We start from the raw sequence: 17,287 nt of genomic DNA on the forward strand, positions 1-17,287 counted from the left end.
GACTACTTCTTCTTGAAGATAAAAGCGGCTTTCCCCGGAAAGCCGCGATGAACCTAAAATAATCGGAACAACTAGCCAGCTTAGAAGAACGATAAACCTGATGTTCTATCGCTATTAACTATTAGAAGATCTATCGATCATTATCAGCATCGAACAATATCGTATAAGTAGAGTGACTGATCGCCCCCCTTCCCCTGAATGTTAAACGATGCAATAGAGTTGCTATATTTGATGGATCAAGGCCTTCAAACTAGAGTTTAGGCTGACCAAAAGATCAGGCAATATCCTCGTATTCGATCCCTCTGCCGCTAAACCCCACTATGCTACTCATTATAAAGTCACTGAGCACTCCAGCCAAGAATGCCATAAAGGTTGCCCTAGCATTTTGTTTAGCTATCTACCTTGCGTTGTATTTTAACCTTGAGAAGCCTTACTGGGCGGCTATCGTGGTCAATATATTGGCCATCACTGATACTATTACTGCTGGCAAGAAAAAAGGCATTCTCAGATTGTTGGGGACGCTTTGTGGCGCGTTTGTCGGGCTTTGGTTAATCGCTGTTTTTGGGCAAGATCGATATTATTTTTTAGCAAACATCGCACTGTTACTCGCAATTTGTATATACATGGGTTCCGATCCGGTCATCGGCTATGCTTACATTACGGCATTTATTGTCTGCATCCTGCTGGCGATATCTGGCAGCTTTGATGGTGTAGCTACATTTAATATTGCGGTACTAAGGCTGCAAGAAACCCTGCTTGGCTTCGTGGTCTATACGACCATCTATAGCGTGGTTTGGCCTGAGGATGATGACACACGCTTTAACAACGAAGTCAGTGTTGTTTTAGAGGCGATGTCTCCCCTCATTCATTCACTCGCTTACAATGACTCAGCGCAGCGTTTCCAGTTACACACGAGCTGCGAGTTAAATATTGAAAGCCCGACCTTCAAAGCGCTGAACGATCTGATGCGCCTGCCCGATTTGCATGGCCGTATGCCTGCCAGAAAGCAGTGGAAGCATCAACAGCAAACTCAAGCAATCTGGGTTGCCAAACAGTTACTGCAAAACGCCCATGATCAAGGGGTTGATCACAATGATTTTTCGATACTTAACCAGGCTATGGCTTTTATTGAAGCATCATCGGTTAATGTCGATTACAAGCCCCCTTTTCCAGAGACAGTCAAACAATTCTACCAGGGTAACTTTAAGAAAAAGCGCTTATTTACCCGATTACTTGACAACAGCCAGCAACGATTAAGCAATACGTTAGTCGGCACAATGAGCTTCATCTCAGCAATTCTAGTCTGGATATATCTACCAATATCATCGGGAAGTCTGTTCATCATTAACAGTGCCATTTGCGCCTTGATATTAAGCAACATGCCTAGGCAAATGATAAAGCACTGGACCATTGGCTACTTAGCCTTTGGGTCACTGTTCCTCATTCAGTATGTTCTGCTGTTACCTTCGATGACCGAAGTATGGCAATTAATGGCATTTTACTTTGTTAATGTCTTTACGGTGTATCGCCTGTTCGCTGGTAATCAGTGGATGGTCTATCGAGTTCTCGGGGGCAACCTATTAGTAATGATTACCATGAGCGCAACGCAACTTGTGCCTGTTTATGACGTCACTACCCCTTTGAACCTACTCATTTATATGATGGTTGCACTGGCTTTCATCCGCTTTTACACCCGCTTAATACACCGTAAAAGTTAACCACTATAACCTCACACAAAGACCACTAAGGCATAAAGTAATGAAAATGAGTAAATGCTCTGCGCTTGTCGTTATCGACCTGCAACAAGGTATCGTTGATCAATTACCGGAAACCGTGTCCCGACCGATCATAGAGAACAGCCTTGCTCTCTGCGATGCATTTGATGATGCTGATTTACCCGTAATTATTGTTAATGTAGCCGGTCGTCCACAAGGCCGAACGGAACTGCAAAATAAAGCGGCTCAGCCTGACGCATCAAAGATCGTATGGGGAGAGGTCATCGAAAGCCTGCGCCTAAACCCTAATTATCGCTATCTAACCAAATATTCCTGGGGTGCATTTACCAACACAGATTTGCAGAAGCAGCTTTGTGAGCAAGGTATTACGGATATTTATCTGACCGGGGTAGCAACAAGTATTGGGGTCGAATCAACGGCTAGACAAGCATTTGAACTGGGTTATAACGTGGTGATTGTCGAAGATGCGATTGCAGATATGAACCCGATGAACCACCAGCACAGCTGCCAAAATATATTCCCAAAACTCAGTGTTTTAGCAAAAGCTCAAGACTTGCTATAACTGTCTCGTCCTAAAATACGTTGACCGTATTTTCATTAAACAATAAAAAGCCGACAGCGAATTAAGCTGTCGGCTGATGATCGTTCTATCTCAAGTACATTCTATCTCAAACAAGAGAAATAGGATTAAGCGTTAGCTTCACGCTCAGCAATGAACTCAAGAGCCATCTTGATGCGAGCGATTACGCGCTCTTTACCAACAAGCTCCATCACTGCATCAACAGAAGGAGACTGACCGCCGCCTGTTACTGCTACGCGAAGTGGCATACCGATTTTACCCATGCCGATCTCTAGCTCTTCACATACTGCTGCGATAACACCGTCTTTGATGTTTGCAGTCGTGAAATCTTCAAGCGCTTCAACCTTAGCAAGCGCAAGCTCTAGTGGGCCTTTAGCAACACCACGTAGGTGCTTCTTCGCTGCGCCAGCTTCAAACTCAGAGAAATCTTCGTAGAAGTAACGAGATTGCTCAGCAAGTTCGATAAGCGTGTTACAACGCTCGCCAACTAGCTTGATCACTTCAGTGATAGCTGGACCGTTTGTTGTATCGATCTCCTGTGCGTCTAGGTGCCATTGCAGGTATTTTGCAACGTACTCAGGCTCAGAAGTCTTGATGTAGTGGTTGTTCAACCAAAGTAGCTTATCAGTGTTGAATGCAGAAGCAGACTTGCTGATAGCCTTCAGGCTGAAGAATTCAATCATCTCTTCTTGAGAGAAGATCTCTTGGTCACCGTGAGACCAGCCTAAACGAACTAGGTAGTTGTTTAGTGCATTTGGTAGGTAACCTTCGTCGCGGTATTGCATTACAGAAACAGCACCGTGACGCTTAGAAAGTTTCGCACCGTCATCACCAAGAATCATTGCACAGTGAGCGAAAGTTGGAACTGGCGCGCCTAGTGCTTCATAGATGTTGATTTGACGAGGTGTGTTGTTGATGTGGTCTTCACCACGAACAACGTGTGTGATACCCATGTCCCAGTCATCCACTACTACTACGAAGTTGTAAGTTGGTGCACCGTCTGTACGACGAATGATCAGGTCATCAAGTTGGCTGTTTGCGATTTCAATGCGACCACGGATTTGGTCATCAAATACTACGCTGCCTTCTTTAGGGTTACGGAAACGGATAACGCACGCATCGCCTTCTTTTGCTGCTTCGTTTGCTGCAACAATTTTAGGGTGGTTAGCATCGTAGCGAGCCATCTCTTTGTTTTCTTCTTGCTCTGCACGAATTTCATCAAGCAGCTCTTTAGACGCGTAGCATTTGAATGCTTTGTCTTCAGCAAGTAGCTTATCAACCATTTCGTTGTAACGGTCAAAACGCTTAGATTGGTAGTAAGGACCTTCGTCCCATTCCATACCCATCCATTGCATGCCTTCTAGAATTGCATCAACCGCTTCTTGAGAGTTACGCTCAAGGTCTGTGTCTTCGATACGTAGAACGAATTCACCGCCTTGGTTTTTAGCGAATAGCCAAGAGTAAAGTGCAGTACGTGCACCACCAACGTGAAGATAGCCAGTTGGGCTAGGAGCAAAACGAGTTTTAACCGTCATTTAAATACCTTGATTATGTAGGTGATTCTTTTAGTGCTCGCCATTACAAGGCCTGCAATAGTCAAACATCACTAAATTTTGGGCGCTATTTTATCACCACCGCTTAAATCTACAATCAGTAGTGAATGATTAATGCGCTGTTGTTGTACGAAAGCCGTTATTGAAAGGCCAATTACGCCCTTAAAGTCGTAAATAGATAGTCTTAGCAAGTAGATTATAGCCGCACATTCTTAATTTCCCTCTTCCATTCCAAACTGAAACCACCAGCTAGCACTCCACCAAGATCAAATTCTTGAATTTATGTTTGACCTTACCCTTACGGGAAGGTTTATGTTAGGCGTAGATGAGAATTGGAGTATCGATATGAACTACTACACAACGGCGCTCAACGGCCTAAATTGCATGGGTTGCGCGAAGAAAGTTCGCACACTGTTTAGCGATCTCGACAGCACGATGATTAATGACATATCGCCGACCTACATCGATATTTCGACTCCATTTAGTTACATTCAGCTCAACGAACAGTTAGCAACGCTTGGCTATTCTATGGGTAATCAGCTGCACCTTTCGCTATCCGGTCTGAGTTGCGGCAAGTGTGTGAGCAAACTGACTAAAGCGCTTGAACAAACTGAGCAAGCCTTAAACCTAGAAGTCAGCAAACAGGAATTATCACTGGTTACTCTGCTTTCTGAGTCTGAGGTGATTAAGCTGGTCGAAAGCCTGGGTTACCACGCAGCTCCCTACTCAGAAACGAATGACCTTTCATCGAGTTCAGATTTAGAAGACGAACAAGCAGATAAAAAGAGTGAAGATAAAACCGCAGCTAGCCAATATACCTATCACCTTGTTCTTGAGGGAATGACGTGTGCGAGTTGTGTTTCTTCGGTAGAGAAAGCACTGAAAAAGAATGAGTTCATCGACCAAGCTCAGATCAATCTCGCAGAACAGACAGCCTTAGTTTTCACCTCTAAAACACGAGACGTCATCGAAAGCGCGCTAATAGAATCCGTAAAAACCGCAGGTTATGGTGCAGAGTTCGTTGATGACGCGGCGACTCAACAACAAAAACAGCAAGAACAACAACTTCGTACCCAAAAAGCTTTCCTAAAAAATTCGGTAAGCGCGCTGCTTATCGGTGCTCCGCTGATGGCGTGGGGTGTGTTCGGTGGCAGCATGACCATTGCCACATTTAACGATCAACTGGCTTGGGGATTCATTGGTGTGGTTTGTTTAGTGTTCTTAGCCACTTCTGGACGCAGCTTCTTCACCAATGCTTGGCAATCCTTGATGCATAAACGCGCGACCATGGACACGCTAGTAGCTTTGGGTACAGGCGCAGCATGGTTCTACTCCATGCTAGTTGTGTTGATTCCGTCATGGTTCCCTGAGGCCTCTCGCCATGTCTACTTTGAGGCGAGTGCGATGATCGTTGGTCTAATTTCTTTGGGCCACTACATTGAAGCCAAAGCCAAAGCTCGCACCACAAAATCACTACAAGCTTTGATTAACCTACAACCTCAAAAAGCGGTGGTGATTGTCGATGGCAAAGAACAAACTATTGCTGTAGAAGCTATCCAAGTAGGCATGCAAGTACGCGTCAAACCGGGTGAGAAAGTGCCAGTTGATGGTGTTGTGGTATCGGGTGAGTCTTATATCGATGAATCCATGTTGACCGGTGAACCACTTCCCAACGTTAAATCGATGAGTGATGGCGTTTCAGCGGGCACTATCAATGGTGATGGCAGCTTAGTTATTGAAGCGACAGGAATTGGCTCAAGCACTATGTTGGCACGCATCATTCAAATGGTTCGCCAAGCGCAAAGCAGTAAACCAGCAATCGCCAAGCTTGCCGATTCTATCTCAGCCGTTTTTGTTCCGGTTGTGGTCGCAATCGCAGTTGCTGCCGCCTTAGTTTGGTTTTTTGTTGGCCCACAACCAAGCGCCAGTTACATGTTAGTGGTATCAACCACAGTGCTGATCATCGCTTGTCCATGTGCCTTAGGCCTTGCGACACCACTTTCAATTACTGTCGGCGTTGGCAAAGCCGCTGAGTTTGGCGTTCTGATCAAAGATGCCGATGTGTTGCAATCTGCAAGCAAAATTGATGCTGTCGTGTTTGATAAAACGGGCACCCTAACCCAAGGTAAGCCAACCGTTCAGCAAGCCTTTTATGGCGATTTATCAGAACAAGAATTACTGGCTTGTGCTTATTCAGTAGAAGTAGGATCTGAGCACCCACTTGCCAAAGCCGTTTGCCAATATGCAGAGAGCTTGGAAGTTTCAGTACTCCCACACAGCGAATTTGAAAACCAACGAGGGCTTGGGGTTCAAGCAACAATTAACGGCAAGAAAGTGCAAGTTGGCTCGCTTAAGTACCTCACCCAATTAGGTATCAATACAGAGGTTGGCGCGGATTTCATCGAGCTTTGCCGCTCGCAAGCGTGGACGCCTATTTTCATTGCGATTGACCAAAAACTGGTAGGCATATTAGGCATTTCAGACGCATTAAAAATAGATAGCAAACAGGCGATAGCTCAACTAAAATCCGCCGGAATTCACACTGTGCTATTAACGGGCGACAACGACTCTGTAGCTCAAGCGATAGGTAAAAACGTCGGTATCGACGAAGTGATTTCAGAAGTGCTTCCAGAGCAGAAAGCTCAACACATTGTTCAGCTGCAACAGCAATATAAGAGTGTTGCCATGGTCGGAGACGGTATTAACGACGCGCCTGCACTTGCTCAAGCAGATATAGGCATAGCAATGGGTAGCGGCAGCGATGTGGCGATTGAAAGTGCGCAAATGACACTACTCAACTCGTCGCCATTATCTGTCAGTAACGCGATTGAGCTTTCCCAAGCGACCGTGAGAAACATGAAGCAAAACCTGTTTGGTGCCTTTATCTATAATTCACTTGGTATTCCAATTGCGGCTGGTGTGCTCTACCCATTCTTTGGATTTTTACTTAGCCCTGTCGTTGCAGGCGCTGCGATGGCGATGTCATCAATCACCGTAGTCAGCAATGCCAACAGATTAAGACTGTTCAAACCCACTCATTCTAATATCAACAAAAACCATATTCATGAGGTTAACCATGATTCGTAAAATTATGACTCTTACTGCACTCGCTGCAATCTCAGGACAAGCTTTAGCTACTGATGTTCTAAACCACAAATCTCCATACTGCGGCTGCTGCACAGAATGGACAGAACATATGCGAGATGCTGGGTTCGATGTTACTGAGAAGCTCCACGATGATATGAACCCAATCAAGCAGAAACTAGGGATAACACAAGAGCTAGCCTCTTGCCACACTGCAGAGATCGACGGATACGTATTTGAAGGACACATTCCAGCAGATGACATTAAAGCCTTTCTAGAAAACCCACCACGTAATGCGATTGGTTTAGCGGTTCCGGGTATGCCAATGGGTTCGCCAGGCATGGAATATGGCGATAAGAAAGACGAGTATTCTGTGTATGCGTTTAATGAAAAAGGTCAGGTGTTTGAATACCGTCACTACAACGGGAAATAGAACCTAAACAGACCAACACACAGCAATAAAAAGAAGTCATAAAAATAGAGCCTAGCATTCAGTAAACCCAAGACTGTGGTTTACTTGCTAGGCTCTTTGCTTTTGGACAGTAAAGCAAATCTTGTCGCGGCACCAACCGGGCTGTTAGTACCGCTATGTTCCCCTCGCTAATTAGCTAGCAAGCTATTTAGCAAAAAGATATTTAGCGAAGAAGCTCACTCGGCTAATAATCTAATAGACTAAGCAACCAAGCGAATCAGCTTAGAAGCCGTAAGAAGCACCGAATACGAATGCGTTGTTCTGCTTAGAATCGCCGTTTGCGAAATCTACACCGTTAGCTTGGCTACGGAATTCAAAGTAAGGTTGAACACCTTGACGAGTCCATGTTGCACGTAACTCGTGGTCCATCGCTTCAGCATCAATCATGTATACGTTGTTGTAGCTAAGCGCTAGGTCAGCATTCACTGTGTAAGCAATGCGGTTATCCATGCGGTAGTCTGTGTCAGCATTAGCTGAAGTATCATCGATGTGTGCACGAGTACGGTTACTAATAGAGATGCCGTTGTCGAAGTTGTAACCGATCTTAACTAGTGGACGGAACTGAATGCTTTCGCCTGCAGAGAATAGGTGTTGGTAACCCGCAGCAACCCATAGGTTGTCAGTGATGTTGAAAGATTGCTCACCACCTACAGTGATGCCTGGAGTAGTATTACCTGCACCGCCATTTTCAGATTCAAGTTTGCCCAGTTGGATACCATCAAACTCAGAATAAACCGTGAAGCCGCCTAGAGAGTTGTCAAACGTGTGACCAGCTTCTAGCGTAGAAGTCATGTCAGAACCGTGGATACGGCCATCGTCATGAATTTGGATGTTACCCGTTACGTAAGAAGAACCAGCAAAAGCACTAGAAGCGAAAGCAAGAGAAAGAGCACTTAGAGCGATAATTTTTTTCATAGTAAACTGCCTTAGTTTAATTTTTTCAGCGGCACATCTTCGGTACATCATTCACCTTCACCGCTTGAGTAGTTGGTAGCCTCCCTGGCATGAAATCTATGTTGCTCGAATTAATTTGCGTTTAAAAATAAAAGGGACAGCAGAGTGATCCCTCTCACTATCAAAAAAAGACAAGTTATTTAAAACTTTAAAATCAACAACTTAAAAACATAAAAATTGATAAAAAACTTAAGATGGAAAAATATACAGATCGGGATCACGTTATTTCACGAAGAAAAATTAGATCTAGATAGTTGAATCACATCTGATTTAGAGTTTTTTACAGGGGGCTTATTTTTTGAAGAGAATAATGAGAAGCGCGTCACTTTTGGGATTAAAGTCACCTTATGTGCATTGTTGATGATATGACCAAAGGCGATTTCTATATGTTTCAGTTTTGGATATGCACCTAATTCGCAGTAAACAAAAAGAGCTCCCGTTTTATCTTGAATAAGATAAAGGTCAGGAGCTCTTCTACTAATAGTGCTTATCGATTATTTAACTGAGGTCACTCGACTTACTTTCTCACCACTTTCTGAAATAGAGCGGATGTAAGTCTCACCAGAAACTGATGGACGTTGTTGCTCATCGTATGTTAGCCAGTTTTCGCCATCAGCAGAGTATTGCAGCTCTACACCTGGGAATTGAACGTTCATCGCTAGCTTACCGTCAACAACCTTCGCACCTGGAACTGGTAGTCGGTAATCAATACCCGCTTTTTCTAGCTTAGCTAGCTCACGTTGACCAAGAATATTCGCGAAGCGATTAAAGTCGCTGTTCAACGCTTGCTTATTCACTAAGTTAGTTTCTTGAGAGTATTCAACACCAACCTTGTAGTCGTTTTCCCAATCTGCTCGGTGCCATGCGCGCTCTGCTGCTGCCAATACGCGAGGGAACACCATGTATTCATATTGCTCGTCAGTACGTACTGTTTCTGACCAAAGTTGAGCTGACAGACCGTAGAAAGGTTTCGCTTCAACCTCACCTTTACCAGTAAAACCATTGCCATCACGGTCTAATGATGTTTCTGCGTTTTGTGGCATGTTTTCTGGTGCGAAGCCAAACATCTTACGAGTATCGGTTGCACGTGTTGCCCAGTAGTAACCACGCTCAGCTGCATCAACTTCGTATGGCATATCCATGTATACGTAGTCTGGGTTAGAGACAATCACGTCATACCCTTTTGCTGACCAATCGTATACTGATGAAGTTCCGCCCCAGTAAAGAACGTCCCAGAAGTTCACGCGTGTACTTTCGGTCGCAAATGCTTCCTCGCCTTCGCTGTATTTCAGACCATCTTGCCATGCTTGGAAGTGGGGAATACCCTTCTCAGCAACAATCTTAGAAACCTGTTCTGCGAAGTGGCTTGGTAGATGACCGAAATCGCTTACAGTACCATCAGCGATCAATGACTGACATTGTGGTGATTGTTGGAACGGCTTATCTTGCTTAGACAAATCGATGTTGCCTTTCCAAGCCACTTTATCTTCTGCATTAATATCTTGTAAGCCTGCGCCTAACTTGATGTTTTTCGCTTCATCGCCGCCGAAGTGCCAAGTCGTTAGCGGTACGCCCGCTTCTTGGTGCATTGCCGCCACTTCAGAGATTACTTTATCGACGAAGTGAGTTGATGACTCCATACATGGGTTAATGAAGCTTTGCTTATCGTAGAACTGAACCGTGGTTACATTCGATGTATCTTGCGGATCCATCAAGCGGTATTCGTTCGCTTCTGCTTCTTTGCCTTCCGCCATGAGACGAGTGTAACGCGCTTCCATTGATACCACAGCTGAACGAGCGTGTGCTGGCATATCAATTTCAGGGATAACTTCGATGCTGCGCGCTTTAGCGTAGCTTAGGATCTCGACGTAATCCGCTTTACTAAAGAAACCAGAGCCAAAGTTGTCTGTTGTTGGACCAGAACCTAGCTGAGGCAGTAAGCAGCTTTGTTCATCCAAATCAAAACAACGATTAGACCCTACATCCGTTAGCTCTGGTAAACCTGGAATTTCTAAACGCCAACCTTCATCATCCGTTAGGTGAAGGTGCAGTTTATTCATCTTGTATGCCGCCATTTGATCTAGCGTTGCTAGGATGGCATCTTTTGAGTGGAAGTTTCGAGCAACGTCCACCATCACACCACGATAATCAAAGCGCGGCGCATCTTTAATTGACAGTTGTGGTAATGATTCAGCGTTCTGACTATCTATTAGGCCAAAAATAGACTGAACTGCGTAGAAAGCACCCGTTTTATCAAACGCTTTAATTGCAATCCCCTCTTCCGAGATGCTTAGTTCATAAGCGCCAGATTTCGCTAAATCACCCGTAAACTGAGTAGGAACAACAGCGACACTCACAGGTAGGTCGCCACTCACATCTACGTTTACCACATCTGCACGTTCTTCAATTGCTGCGAATTGCTCAGCGTCGAATGCGTCTTTAGGTAGGGCAATACCACCAGCAATGCTAACTGAACCTTCACCGGCTTCTACCGACATTGGCGTTGGTAGTAAAGTAGTTGATACATCTTGCGTTGCTAGATCAGCATTCTTTTCAAAACGCGTCACCGCTGTCGCCATTACGTTATTATCATCAGGCGTACGCTTAAGGTTATTACCCTCTAGACCAGTTACGAACGATGCAACATCTTCTGTATTCAATGATGCAATCATCTTAGGTTCTGCGTTTGGCGCCGTCACGAATGCACCTGGCATAAAGTCAGTTTCAAACAGTTGCCAGTATTCACTGGTTAATGGAAGAATCACTTCTTCACCAGCCGCAAAGCCGTCAAATTTTTCAGTAGGTTCTAGCTTGTGAAGGTCACCAGTAACGCGAGTGATCTTAAATTGCTCATTATCAACATCTAAAATAAGACGAATACTGTGGAAGTAGATGCTCCAATCTTTAAAGTCAATCGCTTCACCGTCATTGGTTAGCGTCATGTTCACTTTATTACATGACGCCCATTCAGCACCTAGGTCCTGACAAGCCAAGCCTTCATTCGCACCATGATTAGTTAGAATTTCGTACTGAACATCAAGATTATCAGCCAGTGCATTCACTACTTTTTGTTCTGGTGCTTGCGTTACTGCACAACCTGTTAGGCCAGCCAATACCGCTACAGATAGTAAGTTTCTCTTCAACATCGTATTCACCCATAAATTAAAAATTGAGTAAGAAGCAAAATGGAGCGCTTCGAAAGTTAGATAAACTATATGGGCTTATTTTTTACCGTGAATTAAATCGAGCTAATAAAGTGATCGGCTTCAAATCTCAAAAATATTGATAAATTTAATTTAAATAAAATCATCAAGTTACAAGCAACGGCACTTCCGTCATTTTAATTTTGACGTAAAATTTGAGAAATGAATCACAATCTTTTTTACCGATTTCATAAAATCGTGTCATTGGTAGTCAGAAAGGATTTAGAGTTTCAGCGTATTGTTATACTTTTCGTACAAACAACGTGACATTGTTCTCAAAAAAAACCGTTAAAAAACACCGTCAAAATCGATTTTAACGAGTTTAATACTTCCTTAAGGAGCTCCCTTTGCGTCCACTCTGGTACATGGTTTTATTCGTTCTCGCTTTTTCAGCTAGGCAAGCGGTCGCCGAGCCCCTTTATTGGCAAGCACAAAAGGATGATCTGACACTCACTATCTTAGGTTCAGTGCACGTTGGAGACGAGAGTATGTACCCCCTTCCTTCGGCGATCACCGACGCGCTAAAAAACAGTGATGGCTTAATTATCGAAACGGATATCAGAAAGTCTGATGGCGTTGTATATCCCCGCAACAAACTCACAACTGCCGATGTACTCAATGAACAACAGCTGCAATTATTAACCGACATCTCAAAATCATTGGGCATGCCGACGCAACAGCTGCTTAGTTCACCGCCTTGGGCAACTTCTCTCTCCATACAAATGCAGCAGTTAAAAAACCTTGGTTATGGCTCCGCCAGCGGCGTTGATGCGACGCTAGCGAACAAAGCGACTACCCAAGATGTTCCGGTTATCAGTTTGGAGCCTCTGCAATTCCAAATAGACCTAATGACAAAACAAAAGGACGACGGTAAAGAGTGGTTAGTCAGTAGCCTTGAAGAATTTGACCAAACTGATCGCGTGGTTCATTGCCTGATTGAAAGCTGGAAAGCGGGTGATTTAGCGAAGCTGGAAGCCTTCTCAGAACTGTCAGAGATGTCGCCTGAACTTGAGAAAGCATTCTTAACCGATCGCAACATAGACTGGGCAAACAAACTATCCTCCAATGATTGGAAGCTTAAGACTAAAGGGAACTACATGATAGTAGTTGGTACCTTGCACCTAATTGGAGAAGGTAACCTTATACAGTTATTAGAAAAGAAAGGCTTCAGTGTCATTCAGCAATCACAAAGCCAATCAGCCCAATGTCAATTTGAGACTAGCTAAAAAAGCTAACGATGCTCAACCTCATTTTGTTTTCGTTATAAAAGCATTTCCTTAATAACAGAATCTTTACATTTAATAGCACCATTGCAGTGCTATTATCTTTCGCTCTTTTTACCTATGGCGTTGTTCTAATGAAACCAGTACTTTTTGCTTTCCCTTTAGCCCTCACGATGCTGATGCCCACGGCAGCGTCTGCCAAAGAAACTTGTACGGTAGAACAATTTCAAGCTATCGACATTCAGCCAGATACAAAGGGGGGCGTGATAGATAAAGAAAGTGGGCAATTTCTCATTACAGAGAAACCACCGATGCGCTGCGCCAATATTACGTTCACAACATCTACAACACGAAACCGTATCGCAAGCCAAATGAATGGTAATTTTGAAGCAAACTTTTACGACAACCAAACGGGAAGTTCTCACTCGGTGACGTTTGATGAAGATGAAATAAAGGCAGGTTACATTCGAATAGGCCCGAATAAGCCAGCGGAAGCGTATGTTTGTTTTGTTACCTCGGAAACACCGATAAAAGATATTACGTGCGATGTGAATTGATCATTGAGTTGCTTGAAGAAAAAAACAGGGCTAAGGGAAAGGTCCGTTTTCCGCATAGCCCTATTTTGCTGCTTACTCGGGAGCTTAAAGTATGTCTGTACTCGCTTCGGAATAACGTGCGATAATCGGATTTTCTAATGCATTCGGATCGCTCGGCGACCACATTCCACGCTTCATTCCTTTCACAATCAAATGAATCACCGCGGCATCAATAGCAGACATCACAGCAATATTGACCGGTTCATTTTGGCTATAGCCCATCTCTACTTCCAACAGTTCTTTGTAATCAACAAATCGAAATGCGCCGAACCCAATCTCGTGTGAAGAGATAGTTTTAGTGGTGGTGACACTCAATAGAACTTGCCCGGTTCTAACGTCAACCGCTCTTAAATTCACAGTGACTTGATCCGTTCTATATTGTCCAGAACCACCGATCCCAAGATACTTAGCACCCGCACCGCCTGTCACGATATTCGAGTCATAAGCCACAATCCCGCCTTCGATGACGATGTTAGCGGAACTCAAAGACGACAAGTCTGCCCCATGATTATTTACGACCTTATCTTTTTTCTGAGCCGCTCGAATGATCTTACGTTCAGTCAATAAGTTTTGGAGCCCTTCACGCTCCAGAGGTACAAACCACTGAGAGTCGATAAGTGCTGTCGTCAATAAAGACGTCCCACCCTGTGGCACTGCTGTGGAAAAGTTACTGTTTGGCTGAGGCTTGTATTGGCCTGTTTGATCTCTAAAGTCATACACTGAGACCAATATTTTGCCGCGAGGCTGAGGTAATGAGATGAGATCGGTATAAGTCGATCCTCTCGGCATCAGTTTTGGCGTTTCAGAAGTCTCTGGAATTTGCATAGAGTAAGTGCACCCTCCCAACACAAAGGTCAAGAAGACGATAATGATCGATTTCATAACACAATCCTTGTGATTAGAGGTCTGGGTTTAGTCCCGAAACACTGATTTCTGTTGATTCCCCTGTCGCTTTATCGACGATTTGAACGAGTAAGGTCCCGGAGTCGTCAACAATATTGAGGAAAAAGTCATCTGTTTCTAACTGCCCTGTATTTCCGTTACCCACGTCAGCAAGCAACTGGCTTATCAAACGAGACTCTAAACTAGACGCTAAACGATCTAAGGCTGATTCTTGCTCATCAAAGATATCCCTTGCACTTGGGTCTTCATAATCATTGATAGCATTAGCGTGATTAAAAAGGTGAGAACTGTTTAAAGCGTTTCCGCCAAAACTTGGATTTACGGGCGTATAAACTAATTCGCTTGAGTAAACCGAAGGCGAAACTATCAGCGCAATGAGCGCGGCCTTTCTGAAAAATATCGACATCCTTGGCTCCTTAAAATTCATCATGGTCTAGATCGTAAGTGTCCTGAAAGATCCGTTCCGCTTGCCATCGGATGATGTAATTCCCAACCACTCGTGTTGCATCGGCAGCGCGTTCTTTCGCTTGTCTACGACCAGGGGACAACGCCGTACGGAAGATCGGTTTTCTAGAGTGTTGAACCTCTATGATGCTTCCTGATAACGCCGTTGGCCTTTCTTTTACCGTCAAATTTTCCTTAAGGTCGGGATAACTATCATTGAGCGATTGCGAGAAGAAAAAATAGAAATCCTCTCCCAACCGCGTAATGGTTCTGTCCACAATGATTCCATCGACTTCACTGAAGTCATTGAATTTTTCCTTAAGATTATTTGTCGAGTCCTCAAGTTTTTGTCCATTTTCTAAAGGAGCAGCATTTTCAAGACCATGACTCTTTTCTTCTGCATGAAGAGCAAAGGAAAGCAGAGTTATTGTAAGCAGCTTGATTTTCATATGTGCTCCCATTCAAAGTCTATTTACAAAATGAGAATGTGATTCGTTGAAACTGAATAAAGCGTAATTCATGCTTACAGTGGCATATATAAACTTTCGAATTAATTACTGAAGGGAATTGATTAACTAAGGTTGGTAGGATTCGGTCAAATACTAATTAAATTTCATATGAACAACTAAATATTTTCAACTTTAAGTTTATAGCTGTTCGTAAATTCAAGGCCTAGGATTTCGATAACACAAAGGTTCACTCATTCCCTACGCAGTTTATTTTCGTAGGGATCATAATCACGAACACTTTAAGGTAAAGATGATGGTAATTGGGAAAGCATCACTTATCAGCTTAACTTGTTTATATTTTTTATCAGGAGGTTTTAATAATGCTATCGCGTCAGATATAGAAGGGGATTTTTTACATAATGTTAATCAAGATATAGTCAATGATTATAATTATTTAGAAAGCTTCTCTTCTGGAGATTTAGATAATTATTCAGAATTAAATATATCTAATGCTACTGATTCAATAGCAATAATAAAGCAACGCAGTCCTGGTATTACCGCGAACAACAGAGCGAAGATAACGCAAAGCGGAAGTTCTAACTCCGCATACATTGGTCAAACAGGGCGCAATAATACCGCCTTAATAGACCAGAATGGTTCAAATAACGATGCCGCAATTGGGCAACTCGGAGTAAATTCTGAAGCGCTTATTTCCCAAGACGGGAATAACAATTTAGCAGTTATCGGACAAGCTAACTTCTCAAGACAGAGTAGTCAGCTGAGCATTGACCAAAAAGGCAATGGCAATACTGCTTATTTGGTTGGTTCTGGAAGAAGTAATTTAGGAATTTCTCAAGACGGCAATGACTTTGCTTTAGTAAAAGCATCTAGCTCGATGAGAATTCACATCAATCAAGCAAATTAGCGCGCAGTATGGAAGCTTGATTCAAGTTGCTTCTCTGTGAAGCAACAACAACGTCGACATGGAAATGTATAAGGATACAACTTATGAAACTTACACAAATTGGAATGTTAGTCGGTGCCATCATTAGTTTGAATGTAGCTCACGCAGATCCGCTACCCGCTCCCTATCCAGCTTCAGCTCCTGGAACTGGAGTGATTGAAGGCACAACCGATCTTGGTATTGACGCAGCCCTTACCGCTGCAGCTGGCGGAGTAACGATCCCCTCAGCTAGTGACAACACAGCGCTTTGGCAAATGGGTAATGGTGCCAGTGCTAATGTAACTATTAATCAAAACACGTCAGGCACAACAGATGGTCACACAGCATTGGTCGATACGCACGCGAGTTACAAATCTGATGTAGTCGTTGAACAAAGCGGTAACCTAAATGGAGCACATGTTCAACTTAGAGGCTGGTATAACAATGCTCTAATTGACCAAAACGGACAATCTAACCAAGCACGCGTTCAAGTTGAGCAATACGGTAACTTTAACGATCTTCGTGTAACACAAATGGGTGATGACAACATTTCCGTTACCGTAGCTCTTGGAGGAGCAGACAGCAACAGAGCCGAAACGACTATATATGGCGATTCAAACCAAACATATACAGAATTCAGTAACGGTGACGTTGACTACAATAACGCTGCAATTGATATCAGCGGTGATGACAACTACGTACAGACTATTGTTAATAATAGCGTAGGTGGTGGTGATTGGAACGATGTCGACATTGATCTAATGAACAGTGACGATAATAGAGTATTCGTTCTACAAACAGGTTCTCATTCTGATGCGGTCGTTCAATTACAAAACAGTAATATGAACCAATTTACGGTTGAACAAACATCACATGATAGTGCTGTCGTATTAGGTAATGGTGCTTACGGTAATGTCGGTATTATTTACCAAAATTAATATGAGTGTCAGTGCATACATTAAAACGGCGCTAGTCGCCGTTTTATTTATTTCTTTCCATTTTAATGGATTTTCTTCTGATTTAAATTCAGTACAGTGCCTGATAAAAAATAAAAGTCTTATTCTGACCATAAATAACAGTGTGGCATCTTCATTAACGTTGAGTACGAACACCAACTCTAATTTCAACCAGAATACGAATAGTGGTA

Annotated in this window: 14 protein-coding genes; 8 read left to right on the forward strand and 6 right to left on the reverse strand. The window is 43.5% G+C overall.

Features of this window, described 5'->3' with window-relative positions:
- The first annotated feature begins 320 nt into the window (after positions 1-320).
- Complete coding sequence (locus ACED41_RS19515) at positions 321-1,718, forward strand: FUSC family protein (protein WP_371725501.1); 1,398 nt, start codon at positions 321-323, stop codon at positions 1,716-1,718.
- A 40-nt stretch (positions 1,719-1,758) separates the two neighbouring features.
- Positions 1,759-2,298, forward strand: coding sequence for an isochorismatase family cysteine hydrolase (locus tag ACED41_RS19520; protein ID WP_017060533.1), 540 nt, complete (start codon positions 1,759-1,761; stop codon positions 2,296-2,298).
- Between the two features lie 125 nt (positions 2,299-2,423).
- Here ACED41_RS19520 and gltX read toward each other — a convergent pair whose 3' ends face one another.
- Positions 2,424-3,851 carry a glutamate--tRNA ligase gene (gltX, locus tag ACED41_RS19525; protein ID WP_371725503.1) on the reverse strand — a complete coding sequence of 476 codons (1,428 nt, stop codon included), beginning with the start codon at positions 3,849-3,851 and terminating at the stop codon, positions 2,424-2,426.
- 300 nt (positions 3,852-4,151) lie between these two features.
- On the opposite strand from gltX, the gene ACED41_RS19530 reads away from it, so the two are divergent.
- Together ACED41_RS19530 and ACED41_RS19535 are read left to right on the forward strand one after the other, a co-directional pair.
- On the forward strand, positions 4,152-6,956 hold the full coding sequence (locus tag ACED41_RS19530) for a heavy metal translocating P-type ATPase (RefSeq protein ID WP_371725504.1): 2,805 nt from the start codon (positions 4,152-4,154) through the stop codon (positions 6,954-6,956).
- Complete coding sequence (locus ACED41_RS19535; RefSeq protein ID WP_017064149.1) at positions 6,946-7,386, forward strand: DUF411 domain-containing protein; 441 nt, start codon at positions 6,946-6,948, stop codon at positions 7,384-7,386. The genes ACED41_RS19530 and ACED41_RS19535 overlap by 11 nt, the downstream gene beginning before the upstream one ends.
- A 261-nt stretch (positions 7,387-7,647) precedes the next feature.
- Here the strand turns inward: ACED41_RS19535 and ACED41_RS19540 are convergent, their stop codons facing one another.
- Both ACED41_RS19540 and ACED41_RS19545 read right to left on the reverse strand, forming a co-directional pair.
- The gene (locus tag ACED41_RS19540) at positions 7,648-8,340 is read right to left on the reverse strand and encodes an oligogalacturonate-specific porin KdgM family protein (RefSeq protein ID WP_017064150.1); all 693 of its coding nucleotides are present in this window, start codon (positions 8,338-8,340) and stop codon (positions 7,648-7,650) included.
- A gap of 533 nt (positions 8,341-8,873) precedes the next feature.
- Positions 8,874-11,525, reverse strand: a complete 2,652-nt coding sequence (locus ACED41_RS19545; protein WP_371725505.1) for a beta-N-acetylhexosaminidase — start codon at positions 11,523-11,525, stop codon at positions 8,874-8,876.
- 404 nt (positions 11,526-11,929) lie between these two features.
- Between ACED41_RS19545 and ACED41_RS19550 the strand changes: the two genes are divergently transcribed.
- Together ACED41_RS19550 and ACED41_RS19555 are read left to right on the forward strand one after the other, a co-directional pair.
- Entirely contained in the window at positions 11,930-12,808 is an 879-nt protein-coding gene (locus ACED41_RS19550) for a TraB/GumN family protein (protein ID WP_029235844.1), read from the forward strand.
- A gap of 131 nt (positions 12,809-12,939) precedes the next feature.
- Entirely contained in the window at positions 12,940-13,362 is a 423-nt protein-coding gene (locus ACED41_RS19555) for a hypothetical protein (RefSeq protein ID WP_017064152.1), read from the forward strand.
- A gap of 84 nt (positions 13,363-13,446) precedes the next feature.
- Here ACED41_RS19555 and ACED41_RS19560 read toward each other — a convergent pair whose 3' ends face one another.
- From ACED41_RS19560 to ACED41_RS19570, 3 genes are read right to left on the reverse strand one after another with little or no spacing between them, the layout of a single operon-like run.
- Positions 13,447-14,283, reverse strand: a complete 837-nt coding sequence (locus ACED41_RS19560) for a CsgG/HfaB family protein (protein WP_017064153.1) — start codon at positions 14,281-14,283, stop codon at positions 13,447-13,449.
- 16 nt (positions 14,284-14,299) lie between these two features.
- Positions 14,300-14,710, reverse strand: a complete 411-nt coding sequence (locus ACED41_RS19565; RefSeq protein WP_017064154.1) for a curli assembly protein CsgF — start codon at positions 14,708-14,710, stop codon at positions 14,300-14,302.
- A gap of 10 nt (positions 14,711-14,720) precedes the next feature.
- A complete protein-coding gene (locus ACED41_RS19570) occupies positions 14,721-15,197 on the reverse strand; it encodes a curli production assembly/transport protein CsgE (RefSeq protein WP_017064155.1) in 477 nt (158 codons plus the stop codon).
- A gap of 313 nt (positions 15,198-15,510) precedes the next feature.
- Between ACED41_RS19570 and ACED41_RS19575 the strand changes: the two genes are divergently transcribed.
- Positions 15,511-16,122: a hypothetical protein gene (locus ACED41_RS19575; RefSeq protein WP_017064156.1), complete on the forward strand. Its 612-nt coding sequence runs from the start codon at positions 15,511-15,513 to the stop codon at positions 16,120-16,122.
- Between the two features lie 83 nt (positions 16,123-16,205).
- Complete coding sequence (locus tag ACED41_RS19580; protein WP_371725506.1) at positions 16,206-17,078, forward strand: curlin; 873 nt, start codon at positions 16,206-16,208, stop codon at positions 17,076-17,078.
- Positions 17,079-17,287 lie beyond the last annotated feature (209 nt).

It is taken from the genome of Vibrio sp. 1F255, from assembly GCF_041439145.1.
Taxonomy (GTDB): domain Bacteria; phylum Pseudomonadota; class Gammaproteobacteria; order Enterobacterales; family Vibrionaceae; genus Vibrio; species Vibrio crassostreae_C.